Raw genomic sequence first — 12,424 nt, forward strand, 5'->3', positions numbered from 1 at the left:
ACATCGCACAACGTTGACGATTTATCGATAATTTCTTAGCAATATCGAAAACGAACGGCGGAGGCGATTTTGTCGGACACTACAGCTAGTAGCTGGGATTTCTGGATCGATCGTGGCGGTACCTTCACCGATATAGTCGGGCGCGACCCGTCCGGTGTCTTGCACGCCCGCAAGGTTCTCTCCGAAAATCCGGAGGCCTACCGCGATGCCGCTGTTCACGGGATCCGTCTCCATCTCGGTTTAACCACCGGTGAGCCGATCCCGGTCGGCCTGATCGGCGAGGTGCGTATGGGCACTACCGTCGCGACCAATGCGCTGCTCGAGCGTAAGGGTGAGCGCCTGGCATTGATCACGACAAAGGGTTTCCGCGACGCTCTGCGCATCGGCTATCAGGAACGCAAGAAGATCTTTGCGACCGAGATTATTAAGCCCGAAGCGCTCTATCAGGATGTGATCGAGCTTGACGAACGCGTGCTCGCTGACGGGACTGTCGAGATAACGCTCAACGAGACCGCGGCCGAAGCGGCGCTGCGCGATCTGCGTGTCAGGGGCTATCGCGCCGTCGCCATCGTCTTCATGCACGCCTATAAATATCCGCAGCACGAGGCAGCGGCTGCGCGCATTGCTCGCGCCATTGGTTTCGAGCAGGTTTCCGTAAGCCATGAGGTTTCGCCGCTTATCAAGCTGGTCGGCCGAGGCGATACGACCGTTGTCGATGCCTATCTTTCGCCGGTGCTCGGCCGTTATGTGCGGCAAGTATCGGATGAGCTTGATGTCGCAAGAACCGGCGCACGCGTCATGTTCATGATGTCGTCAGGTGGCCTGACGGCGGCCGACCTGTTTCAGGGCAAGGACGCGATCCTGTCCGGTCCGGCGGGTGGGGTGGTCGGTCTTGCCAAGACCGGCGAACAGGCGGGTTTCGACCATGTGATCGGTTTCGACATGGGCGGTACCTCGACGGATGTTGCGCATTTCGACGGCGAATATGAGCGCGCCTTCGAAACGGAAGTCGCTGGCGTGCGCGTTCGCGCGCCGATGATGCTGATCCATACGGTGGCAGCCGGCGGCGGTTCCATCCTGCATTTTGAGAGCGGCCGCTTCCGCGTCGGGCCTGACTCTGCCGGAGCCTATCCAGGTCCAGCCTGCTATCGCAATGGCGGGCCGCTCGCGGTCACCGACGCCAATGTCATGGCGGGCAAGCTGCTGCCGGATTTCTTCCCCGCAATCTTTGGTCCGAACCAGGATCAGCCGCTCGATGTCGAGACGGTGCGGCGGAAATTTGCCGAACTGGCAGCCGAGATCGGCGATGGGCGCAGCCCGGAAGAAGTGGCTGACGGCTTCATCCGCATTGCCGTCGCCAATATGGTCGAGGCGATCAAGAAGATCTCCGTCCAGCGCGGTTATGACGTGACGCGTTATGTATTGAATTGCTTCGGTGGCGCCGGCGGCCAGCATGCCTGCCTGGTCGCCGATGCGCTCGGCATGAAAAGCATCCTGTTGCATCCGATGTCCGGGCTATTGTCGGCCTATGGCATGGGGCTTGCCGACATCCGCTCCACCCGTCAGAAGGCACTCGGCGTGTCGCTCGATCGAAAGGCTCCGGCGGCGATTACTGCGCTTGGCCTTGAGCTGCAGGGTGAATGCCTTCTAGAGCTTGTTGCGCAGGGCGTGGATGCCGCCAAGATCAAGACGGTGCTTCGTGCCCATATCCGCTATGCTGGCACTGATACCTTGCTCGCTGTCGAGGCACTGTTCCCGCAAGATGATGATGCAACACGGCTTCGAAAAGAGTTTGAGGTGCTGCATAAGCGTCGCTTCGGTTTCATCGCCGCGGATAAGCCTCTGGTCGTCGAAGCAGCCGAAGTCGAATGCATCGGCGGTGCAGCTGCTGAGATCGATGTCGATCGTGGCGAGACGGGCAGCGGTGAAGCGCCCGCCATCCGCCATACGCGCTTCCATTCACAGGGCGAGAGCCATGATGCTGCGGTCGTTCTGCGCGATCGTATCCTTCCTGGTCAGACCGTCACCGGACCGGCCATCATTATCGAGCAGAACCAGACCATCGTCGTGGAAGATGGCTGGCAGGCGAAGCTGACGGCGCGCGATCATATCGTGCTGACCCGCATCAAGGCCTCGCCGGAACGCACGGCGATCGGCACCAAGGCCGATCCCGTTATGTTGGAGATTTTCAACAACCTCTTCATGTCGATCGCCGAGCAGATGGGCGTCACGCTGCAGAACACGGCTTATTCCGTCAATATCAAGGAGCGGCTGGACTTCTCCTGCGCGGTCTTCGATGCGCGGGGCAATCTCGTTGCCAATGCGCCACATATGCCCGTGCATCTCGGTTCCATGGATGCATCTGTCGCGACCGCCATTCGCGAAAATCCGATCATCCAACCGGGTGACGTCTTCCTGATCAACGCGCCCTATAATGGCGGCACGCATCTGCCCGATCTGACCGTCTGCACGCCGGTCTTCGATGATGCCGGGACACGCATCCGCTTCTGGGTGGCGAGCCGTGGGCATCATGCCGATATCGGCGGCATCTCGCCGGGCTCGATGTCGCCGCTTGCGACACATATCGAGGAGGAAGGCGTCTATATCGACAATTTCAAGCTGCTCGATCGAGGCCATTTCCGTGAAGATGCCCTTGCCGATCTCTTGACCGGGGCGCGTTATCCGGTACGCACGCTGGCGCAGAACGTCAATGACCTGAAGGCGCAGGTTGCCGCCAACGAAAAGGGTGTGGCGGAGCTGAAGAAGATGATCGCGCTTTTCGGCGAGGACGTGGTCGATGCCTATATGGCCCATGTGCAGGACAATGCCGCCGAAAGCGTGCGACGTGTTCTCGACCGGCTGCCGGACGGGCAATTTTCCTACGAGATGGATCAGGGCTGCAAGATCGTTGTCAAGATCTCGATCGATCGGGAAAAGCGCGAAGCGACAGTCGATTTCACCGGTACTTCGCCGCAGCGGCCGGACAATTTCAACGCGCCGGCGCCCGTTACCCGCGCGGCCGTGCTTTATGTCTTCCGCGTGCTCGTTGAGGCTGATATTCCCATGAATGCGGGTTGCCTGCGGCCGATCCGCATCGTCATCCCCGATGGCACTATGCTTACTCCGGCTTATCCCGCGGCCGTCGTCGCCGGCAATGTCGAAGTCAGTCAGGCGGTCACCAATTGCCTCATCGGCGCCGTTGGCGCCATGGCCGCAGCCCAGGGTACGATGAACAACCTCACCTTCGGCAACGACAAGTATCAATATTACGAAACCATCTGCTCCGGTGCGCCGGCCGGTCCTGGCTTCAACGGGGCCGATGCTGTCCATACGCATATGACCAATTCGCGCCTCACCGATCCGGAAATTCTGGAGAGCCGTTTCCCGGTCGTGCTGGAGGATTTCCATATCCGGCCGAATTCCGGTGGTCGCGGTCAGTGGCATGCCGGCAACGGTACGCAGCGCACGATCCGCACGCTTGAGAGGCTCGAATTTGCCATCCTCTCCGGCCATCGCCGCGTCGCGCCTTTTGGGCTGAAGGGCGGCGAATCGGGTGAGATTGGCCACAATTACGTGCGCCGGAATGACGGCAGAACTGATGAATTGACCGGGGCTGCCCATACGGTGCTGGAGGCCGGCGAAGCCTTCACGGTGGTGACGCCTACTGGTGGCGGATATGGGCCGCCCAGTGGTGCCGTTCGTGATGAGGAACGCCTTGATGGCTGACGATCAGGAACAGAAGCCTGCGCGCAATCTGATCGTATCGTCCGCTCATCTGGCGCTTGGCAGCTCGCCGGCCCTCTCGGAACTCGAATACGGATCGATCCTCTTTTCCCACGCCTTCAATCGTTGGATGGTCCGTTGCATGGCGGCCGCGGGTGTGCCTAGCCTGTCGCCGGTCGAGATCCTGATCATCCACTCGGTCCGCCATCGAGACCGGCCGAAGACATTGTCCGACCTCTGCCTTGTGCTCGATATCGAAGATACACATGTTGCCAATTACGCGGTGAAGAAGCTTGAAGCGGCGGGGCTCGTCAAAACCGGAAAATCAGGCAAAGAGAAGATAATCCAGGTCACCGACAAGGGTCTGGAGGCGTTGAGGCGTTATTCGGAAATCCGTGAGCGCCTGCTCGTCGAGGCGACGAAGGTTTCCGGCCTTTCGCAGGAGGATCTTTCCAGTATCGCCGCCCATCTGCGCGCCCTCTCGGGTTATTACGAGCAGGCTGCAAGATCGGCCGCCACCCTGTGAGCGGAGCGTTGGCTTTTTTGAGCAGGCAAAGCCCCGCAGCTCCAACGGGCCGAACATAATTGCCTCGCAGTATCGGCCCTGGAGGGCGGCTAGCCTGCCTGAGGTCGACCGCGCCGGCATTATGAGCCGGCCGGTGGCGCCACCGCAGACCTGAACAGGTGGCCTGTGGCGGTGCCCTGCGCCAGCGCGCCTAGCGCCTGCCTGGGTGCGACCGTATTTCGGCGTCCACCGGCGCATTCTCCGGAGGGGGCTCCCAGCCAAAGACGCTGCGGCCATCGAAAGCGGAGGATTGTTGGAACTCGCCGGCGACGATTTCTTTGAGATCAGGGCCAGTGACGTAACGTTCCATGGAACGCGACTGATCGTCCAGCCGGCGTAGCGCCTGCAGCTCCTCCTCGCGCCCGAGCTTTCCCTTCAACACGGCCGATTTCATGACATTGATCGTCTCGTCATAGACCTTGAGCGGCACGGGGAAGGGGTGTCTGTCCTTGCCACCATGGGCAATGGAGAAGCGAGCGGGGTCGGAGAAGCGGCAAGGCGCGCCATGCACCACTTCTGCGACCAGCGCGAGCGCCTTGACCGTACGGGCGCCGACACCCGGCACGAGAAGCAGATCCTCGAAGTCGACAGGCCCGCGATCGGCGGCAGCTGCTAGATTGCCATGGAGGCGCCTCATGTTGACGTCGCTCTCGCGCACATCGTGATGCGCGGGCATAATGAGATGCGGCAGCATCGGCTGCGCGACCGGCTCCGGTGCGGGGTCCGACTTCCAGGCGAGGGCGGCAGCCTCCCGGATAATGCGATCAGGTCCAAGCGTGGCGAGAAGATCGAGCTGGCCGTTTCGAGATTTTTCCGCCCGCCTGTCGGCGAGGTTGACGATCTCGCCCTGCGAGCGGCCCTCGATTGCCGCATGCGGAGAATTGACAAAGCTTTCCAGCCCTTCCGAGAACCAGTGATAGCGCCGGGCCTGGCGCTTGTCGCCATTCATCCCCTGCTGAACGATCACCCAATGACCGTCATCGGCGACGATGAAACCATGAAGATAAAGATCAAAACCATCCTGGACGGCCGCACTATCCACCTTGGCGACAAGGCGGCTGGTCTTTGCGAGGCCGGCTCCGTCGAGGCCGGTGCGATCGCCGATCGCCATCAGCTCGTCCGGTGTCTTGCGCGATTGCGCGCCGCGTCCGCCGCAGACATGCAGGCCGAGTTCGTTCGATCGTGGCTTCAGCCCGCGCTTCAATGCGCCCAGAACGCTGGTCGTGATACCGGAAGAATGCCAGTCCATACCCATGACGGCGCCGAATGACTGAAACCAGAAGGGATGAGCGAGCCGCCGCAGAAACTCGTCTCGCCCATAGTGGTGGACGATTGCTTCGGTAATCAACGCGCCGAGTGTCGTCATCCGGTTGCCCAGCCATGGCGGCACGCGCCCTCCATGAAGGGGGAGGTCGGCGCTGCCCGCTCTGTGCGACATGCTTCCTCTTTCTGCCTGCGATCTGCTGTTGTGGATTGGATCACCCGTTAAAACAGCTATCCGTCAAAATCGGGGCGATGGCAATAAATTCCTATATGTCGGAGGCCTGCGACGGAATGAGCTATGATATCCCGGTAATTATCTTCTCCGTTGGCGAAACAAAAAACGCGATTTCAGACCTGCTCGCGGAACCGAAGCCCGGCATTTCTAATTTCTATGTGAACGGGAATGCGAGATTGCGTCATGAAGTCGCTTGTTGCGCCATCTATATATCTGGCCATGTTCGGAATCGTTCTGGTTGGTGGGCTCGGATTTGCTTCATATGGACTGCAGGAACCGGAGCCACATCATTTCGCCAATCTCGATGCGCCGCTCTGGACGACGACGCCGACGCGTGTCGATCCGAAAACGCAAAATTACGAGCGCCTTCCGCCCTTCCAAGCCGCCGCGGACGACACTTCGTCTTCAACGCATGCCAACCTGGTTGGTGTATCGGCAATTGCACCACCTGACGCTACCATGACGGGGGCGATTGAGCAGCCGAAGCAGGAATGGATGGCCGGCAGCCGTCATCTCAGCCTGTGCCGGCAGCGCTACCAGTCCTATAATGTAGCTGATAATACATACCAGCCTTTTGATGGTGGACCCCGGAAGCCGTGCGTGATCGACGAAAGAGAGCTCTCCGTCGGGCTACCTGCGACAGATCCAGGCCGCGATCCGCATATATCATGGTGCGCCGCCCGCTATAATTCCTATCGTGCTTCGGACAACACCTACCAGCCGTTCAGCGGGCCAAGACGTCAGTGCATTTCTCCCGTGATCTGAACTAGGCCATTTGATTCTTGCTGTGACAAAATTCAGTCCTTGGACGCGGCCCCTGTTTGATATCCGGGACCAAAGTCTTAGGCCAACTGGTACCTATGTCCGATCGTCTTGCAATTTCGAAACAACCGGTCAATCTCGTGCTTACTGTTTTCAGCAGGCCAGTTTGGACGAAGCTCAAGGCAAAGGACGATGGTGATCTCGAAGCGCAATTTTCTAAAGGGCTGCGGCGCGAGTGTTCTTGCCGTCGCGACGCTTATACCGTTGAAAGTCGAGGTGGCGGGTTCGTTCCCCTCGCTCGCCATCCAGGCAGCATTCGCAAAGAACGAAAACGGCAATGGTAATGGCGGCGGGAACGGAAACGGTAACGGCGGCGGAAACGGTAATGGCGGCGGAAACGGTAATGGCGGCGGCAACGGTAATGGCGGCGGAAACGGCGGCGGCAACTCCGGCGGCAATGGTAACGGACATTCGGGCGGCAACGGCAATAGCGGTGGGAACAGCCGATCCGGCTCGAACGGAACCGGTAGCACGGACAATGCGCCCTCAACATCAGGAGCAGACGCGACCGAGGATACGGACGGATCGATCGATGTCCGGCATACGAATGGAATAACCGAAACCCTTCGTGCGGGACGCTACATCATGAAGGATTCGAAAGGCCGCACGATCATCAACAGGCGTGCGACATCTGCTGACAGTATGCGGCTCACGCGCTTCCTGCGCTAGCGCTTTTCGCGCCATCTCAACGCCGCTTCCGTCCTGTTCGTGACGCCGAGCTTAGTCAGGATCTGGGTCATATGATGCTTTACGGTTTTCTCTTGCAGATCGAGACGCAGGCCGATGTGCTTGTTTGAAAGGCCTTGCGCAACGAGATCCATCACTTCGCGTTCGCGAGGGGTGAGCGTGTCCCTTTCCGATGCCTGCCCGTTCAACGAATATTCCATGGCTTTGGCCGACATCGCCGGGGAGACATAACGGGCTCCCTTGAAAACGGCGCGGATCGCTTCAGCCAGGCCGCGCGAACCAACACCCTTCAGAAGGTAACCCTTTGCTCCGCGTTGCATCGCTTCGATGAGCGTATCGACTTCCTCCGAGGCGGTGAGCATGAGGATTTTAGTGTCCGGGCTTATGGAAAGCACCTCGTCGATCACCGAGAGCCCGTCCCCTGGCATCGACACGTCGAGAAGCAGCACATCCGGACGAGCATCGGCGGCGATCATTGCGGCATCAGATGTGTTGGCGCCTTCTCCGACGACGACAAAATCGCTGACCTCGGAGAGGCTGCGGGTTACCCCCTCGCGGAACAGGGGATGGTCGTCCACGACACCGACCTTGATGGACGTCATTCTATTCCTCCACTTCCATGGGCGCGAAGGTCATGATGACAGTCGTTCCGCCTTCGCCGGTTTTTATGTTGAATTCGCCGCCAAGGCTATCGATCCGTTCTTTGAGCCCCACAAGGCCGAGGCTCGCCGGCCTCACCTGCGTCGGATCAAAGCCCTCGCCATGGTCGCTGACTTCTATGCGGACGCTGCCACCGTGTGATGTCGCCCTGACGGCCTGCTCAATGCCGCCGCCATGGCGATAGGCATTGTTGAGCGCCTCCTGAATGAAGCGGTAGATGCAGATCTTGAGAGCAGGGGCAAGCTCCGGATCGTCCTCGTCAATTGTTGTATCAACGATGGTGTTTGTTTTTTGCTGATGAGCCTCGACTACGCGTTTCACGATCTCTGTGATCGAAGCCTTCTCGATTTGCGGTAGGACCAGTCCCTTGCAGATATCGCGGATCTCTTTCATCGCCTCGGCAAGGCTCGAACGAATCCAGGCGAGTTCCTCCTCGCGCGCCTCCGGCTGGGTGGCTGCATCGATCAGCAAGTCGCTGTCGAGACGCAACGAAGCATAGGCGATGTGTTGGGCCGGGCCGTCATGCAGATCGGCGCCGATACTGCGCAAATATGTTTCGTTCAAGGCTGCGGCGCGCTGGGAGGACAATTGAAGCTTGCGTTGGAGGCCGCGATTTTCGGCGAGAAGTGCGGAGAGCTGGTCTACTCTTGCCTTTAGTGCTTCGCGCTGGACTTCGATTGTTCTGCTTCCCCGAAAGACGAGAATGGAGAGTGCGAGAAAGAAGATTGCGGTCAGCCCGGCCACGGCCAGCCAGCTCCTGAGCCGTGCCGATGCAAGACTGTCTTCCAGTCCTTCGGCCGTCTCGTAGAATTCAAGCACGGCCACAGCCTCTCCCGACCAGGGCTGCAAAACGGGATTGTAAATTTCCATGAACGGCTTGCCGAGACTGCGTTCCTCAGCGCTTTCAGGGTCGCTTGCGATCTCGTAACGTGCGACCAGCGAGCCTGCAAATGCTTGAGCGAGCTTATCATTGACCGGAAACGTCTTCCCCACCAGTTCCTTCTCATTGGAATAAAGAATTGTCCCATCACGGCGCCACAGCTTGAACGATACGAGACGGCGGCCGAGCGCGCCCTGTCCGAGTGTTTCGTCGAGCGCCAGCGCACTTGCTTCATCGAGCAGCGATTGCTTCTGCATATCCGGAAGCAGAGGGGCGACGACGCTGTCAACATAGAGTGCTGATGCAGCACCGGAATTGTGAATGACCGCATCCTGGATGAGATGGGTGACGATGAGCCCGACGACGAACATCGCGGCAAGGGAAACAAGCCCTCCCATAATGAAGAACTGAGAGGCGAGGGAGCGGGCGTTCCAGCGTATGGGCCAGTTCATTTCCAACCTTAATTGCGACGATTCATTCAAACTATCGCATCGGCTGGACTTTTCCAGTTCACTTATCCTCTTCACCGAGCCTCGATGACATCGGCGCTCGGGATGCTGGCAGTCAACTGGTCGGTATCGCCCGACATGGCCGTGCCGAAGATATAGAGCATGACGGCAAGAAAGACGACGAGAGCTAGCAGGGATGCATTCCACGCGCTGGAAATTTGCGGCATTTCGTTCCTGTCGTCCATAACCAAACTCCTCTTTCAACAGAGAGCGAACGGGCGGGAGAGACGCTGTGTTCCGGCTCTCGGACCTCAGTCTGGGCATCATCAGACCAAAGTCCGAGGTGACTCCGACTGAGGTCCGAGTGTCGGAACAGCGATGAATGCCGGTCGTTGAATTGGCAGCGGTCAAGGAGGCCGCAAAACCAAAGGAGGAAAAAATGCTCTCCAAGCTCATAGTAGGCACGGCAGTGGCCGCGTCTCTCATGTCGGGCGTGGCACTTGCCCAATCTTCGACTGTCAACGGAGCCGCCGGTGGTGCCGTGACCGGCGCAATTGTCGGCGGTCCGGTCGGCGCCGCAGTTGGTGGTGTAACCGGCGCAATTGTCGGCACGGCCATCGATCCGCCGCCGCAGAAGGTTGTGAGCTATGTTCGCGAGGCCCCGGCTCCGCAGGCCCGCGTGGTCGTCAAAGAAAAGATCGTTGTCGGTCAGCCTCTTCCGCAAACGGTTGTCGTAACACCCGTTCCCGACAATCCGAAATATGCCTATGCGGTGGTCAACGATGAACGTGTCATCGTCGAGCCGTCTTCCCGCAAGGTGATCCAGGTCCTCAACTGACCCGGTACCGGGCGCGGCAATGCCGCGTCCCATTCAATCCAAGCACAGGCGTTGAAGTCGCCGCGAACGGCGGCGATGGACTTGTGCGACCAGCAAACACAGAGAGATTGTCATGAAAACCAAGACGCTTGCCGTCCTGATGACGGCATTGTCGATTGGCGCTTCGCCCGTCGGCATCATTTCCGCTTCTGCTCAGGATGCACCAATCCTGCCCAAGAAAGGTGCGACGCAAAATGGCGCCTCATCCGATGGCGAAACACAACAACAGCCAAATTCGGGTGCGGTAACGGGAGGCAGCTCCTCCGGTTCTGACACCGGTAACGGTGCGACCAGCGGCCAGGCGCCGCAAGCGCCTGCCGACAGCAGTGAACCGTCAACTGGAGGATCGTCCGGCCAGTCGACATCAAAGCCTCAGCCGCAATCCGGTACGTCCGATGGCACCTCCTCGGGCACTTCACAGCCCGGCAATGCCAAGAAGTCGACCGGTACCGATGCCGGTAGCACAAATACAACGAAGTCCGGCCAGTCCTCGACCGAAACGCAAAGCTCTGGCGGCAGCCAGCCCTCAGGATCGTCGAACAGCACGAACGATCAGCAGAAGTCGGGCAGCAAGGCTCCGTCGGATGGCAGTTCCACAAACACGAAATCGAACACCAATACGAATGTCGAGAACAACACGACGGTCAACGGCAAGAGCAGCACCACGACCGAAACAGGCAATGCGACCAATGTGAATATTTCGGTCGAACAGCAGACAGAAATTCGTCAGGTGGTCAAAGAAGTCCACGTCGAGCCGGTTCGTGAAACCGACTTTACTGTCTCGGTCGGCGCGACCATTCCGAAGAAGATCAGGCTTGAGCCACTTCCGCCGCGAATCGTCGAGATCGTGCCGCAGTACAAGGCTTATCGCTTCTTCATTCTCGCGGATGGCCGGATCGTGATCGTTGATCCCAATTCTTATGCGATCGTCTACATCATCTCGGCCTGATTTTAGGCCATCCCGGCGGCGACAACGTCGCCGGGTCGAGGGAGGTTATTAATGGTCTATCCCAAGGAAAGATCCAGTGGCTTTGCCATGCCTGTCATAGCGATCCTGTTTGCGATGGCAGGACTCATCGCCGCGATTGTGATTTCGGAGGATCGCAATAACCGTCGCGGCGCCCAGGTATGGGTTCCTCTGCAGCGGGATGTGAATGTCTCTGACGACGGCTATGGAGCGCAAACATCAAATGTTGCTCGCACCGACAGTATCCGGGTCGGTCCGTAGCCGCCCCATGAAGGGGGCGCCTACGCCAATCCGGGACGTCAGAATGTCATCGGTCTTCAGCGTGACCAAGCTGCCAAGGCGAGAGTTTTCTGAAGAAATTAGTGATTGCCGATAGCGAGGCAGCCCGCATGCGCAGCAGCCTTTGCCGGCGCAGAGCGTCGACGCGGGTGCCGGGTGCCTTGGCGAGCGCTGACCGGGCGTCCCTCACCGGACCCACCAGGCTGGCAGCGACATCTGGCAAGGCATGCACTTCTGTTTCGAGGCGTTCGAGATAAGCATTGAGACCATCAGCCGCGGCTTGCCGCAACCGGCGGGTCGGGGCGTTCCGAAGTTTGCGCGTCGCCCAGCGGAGATGTTCCTCGGCATGTCGGTGCAGCGCTTGCGGATGTTTGTAGGCCCTGTGGTCGCCAAGCGTGTCGGCGACGAATGCCACTTCTCCGAGTTCGCCACAGCGCCACCAGAGCTCCATATCCTGCAGGTATTGCCAGGCCGGATCCCAGCGACCGGCCTTGAAAAAGACGTCTGTGCGAATGGTCGCACCTGGCATCGCGACCATATTGTTGAGCAGCAACAGTTCCCGAAACGCTTCTCCGCTGTTGCTGTAGCTCCACCCGAAGCGACGGCCGGGAATGGGATCGCCCTCATAGGTGATCTGTCGGAAACGGCCATGGATCAGGGCAGGATGGCGCGTTGCGGCACGCCCGATAGCGCGCAACGCCCCCGGCGCAAGACGGTCGTCCGCGTGCAGGGTAACGAGGTAATCTGCATGCGCGCCGGCGGTATAGGCGCGATTCCAGTTGTCCGTGCGCGGTACGACATCCCGGTGCAGGGCCGGCTTTAGCCGTGGCGACGAGTAGGATTCGATTATTTCCCGACTGCCGTCCGTCGAGCCGTTGTCGCAGATATGCACCTCGAAATCTGGATAATCCTGCGCCAGAGCGCTGTCGAGCGCCTCAGCTAATGTCTCGGCATTGTTGAAGCAGGGTATGATGATGGCGAGGGAGGGCAATTTGCTCGATGTCCCGGCTGTCATGA

At 59.4% G+C, this 12,424-nt stretch carries 12 protein-coding genes; 7 read left to right on the top strand and 5 right to left on the bottom strand.

The window, feature by feature from the left end; all coding sequences use genetic code 11:
* Nucleotides 1-69: 69 nt before the first annotated feature.
* Nucleotides 70-3,726, top strand: coding sequence for a hydantoinase B/oxoprolinase family protein (locus FHX08_RS29610; protein ID WP_132657624.1), 3,657 nt, complete (start codon nucleotides 70-72; stop codon nucleotides 3,724-3,726).
* On the top strand, nucleotides 3,719-4,249 hold the full coding sequence (locus FHX08_RS29615) for a winged helix DNA-binding protein (RefSeq protein WP_132657625.1): 531 nt from the start codon (nucleotides 3,719-3,721) through the stop codon (nucleotides 4,247-4,249). Before FHX08_RS29610 ends, FHX08_RS29615 begins: the two co-directional genes overlap by 8 nt.
* Nucleotides 4,250-4,439: 190 nt before the next feature.
* Here the strand turns inward: FHX08_RS29615 and FHX08_RS29620 are convergent, their stop codons facing one another.
* Entirely contained in the window at nucleotides 4,440-5,726 is a 1,287-nt protein-coding gene (locus FHX08_RS29620; RefSeq protein ID WP_132657627.1) for a DUF763 domain-containing protein, read from the bottom strand.
* Between the two features lie 243 nt (nucleotides 5,727-5,969).
* On the opposite strand from FHX08_RS29620, the gene FHX08_RS29625 reads away from it, so the two are divergent.
* Together FHX08_RS29625 and FHX08_RS29630 are read left to right on the top strand one after the other, a co-directional pair.
* Nucleotides 5,970-6,551, top strand: a complete 582-nt coding sequence (locus FHX08_RS29625) for a BA14K family protein (protein WP_165911969.1) — start codon at nucleotides 5,970-5,972, stop codon at nucleotides 6,549-6,551.
* Between the two features lie 189 nt (nucleotides 6,552-6,740).
* The gene (locus tag FHX08_RS29630) at nucleotides 6,741-7,277 is read left to right on the top strand and encodes a hypothetical protein (protein WP_165911968.1); all 537 of its coding nucleotides are present in this window, start codon (nucleotides 6,741-6,743) and stop codon (nucleotides 7,275-7,277) included.
* Here the strand turns inward: FHX08_RS29630 and FHX08_RS29635 are convergent.
* From FHX08_RS29635 to FHX08_RS29645, 3 genes are all read right to left on the bottom strand, one after another.
* Nucleotides 7,274-7,897 carry a response regulator gene (locus FHX08_RS29635; RefSeq protein WP_132657633.1) on the bottom strand — a complete coding sequence of 208 codons (624 nt, stop codon included), beginning with the start codon at nucleotides 7,895-7,897 and terminating at the stop codon, nucleotides 7,274-7,276. The genes FHX08_RS29630 and FHX08_RS29635 overlap by 4 nt on opposite strands.
* 1 nt (nucleotide 7,898) lies before the next feature.
* The gene (locus FHX08_RS29640) at nucleotides 7,899-9,287 is read right to left on the bottom strand and encodes a sensor histidine kinase (protein WP_132657634.1); all 1,389 of its coding nucleotides are present in this window, start codon (nucleotides 9,285-9,287) and stop codon (nucleotides 7,899-7,901) included.
* 71 nt (nucleotides 9,288-9,358) lie between these two features.
* Nucleotides 9,359-9,529, bottom strand: a complete 171-nt coding sequence (locus FHX08_RS29645; RefSeq protein WP_165911970.1) for a hypothetical protein — start codon at nucleotides 9,527-9,529, stop codon at nucleotides 9,359-9,361.
* Between the two features lie 194 nt (nucleotides 9,530-9,723).
* On the opposite strand from FHX08_RS29645, the gene FHX08_RS29650 reads away from it, so the two are divergent.
* From FHX08_RS29650 to FHX08_RS29660, 3 genes are all read left to right on the top strand, one after another.
* Nucleotides 9,724-10,122, top strand: a complete 399-nt coding sequence (locus tag FHX08_RS29650) for a DUF1236 domain-containing protein (RefSeq protein WP_132657636.1) — start codon at nucleotides 9,724-9,726, stop codon at nucleotides 10,120-10,122.
* Nucleotides 10,123-10,234: 112 nt separating this feature from the next.
* Nucleotides 10,235-11,110, top strand: a complete 876-nt coding sequence (locus FHX08_RS29655) for a DUF1236 domain-containing protein (RefSeq protein ID WP_132657638.1) — start codon at nucleotides 10,235-10,237, stop codon at nucleotides 11,108-11,110.
* A gap of 51 nt (nucleotides 11,111-11,161) precedes the next feature.
* Nucleotides 11,162-11,389, top strand: a complete 228-nt coding sequence (locus FHX08_RS29660; protein ID WP_132657639.1) for a hypothetical protein — start codon at nucleotides 11,162-11,164, stop codon at nucleotides 11,387-11,389.
* Nucleotides 11,390-11,435: 46 nt separating this feature from the next.
* Here the strand turns inward: FHX08_RS29660 and FHX08_RS29665 are convergent, their stop codons facing one another.
* Nucleotides 11,436-12,422, bottom strand: a complete 987-nt coding sequence (locus FHX08_RS29665; protein WP_184328117.1) for a glycosyltransferase — start codon at nucleotides 12,420-12,422, stop codon at nucleotides 11,436-11,438.
* Nucleotides 12,423-12,424 lie beyond the last annotated feature (2 nt).

Source organism: Rhizobium sp. BK529 (assembly GCF_014194105.1).
Lineage (GTDB): Bacteria > Pseudomonadota > Alphaproteobacteria > Rhizobiales > Rhizobiaceae > Rhizobium.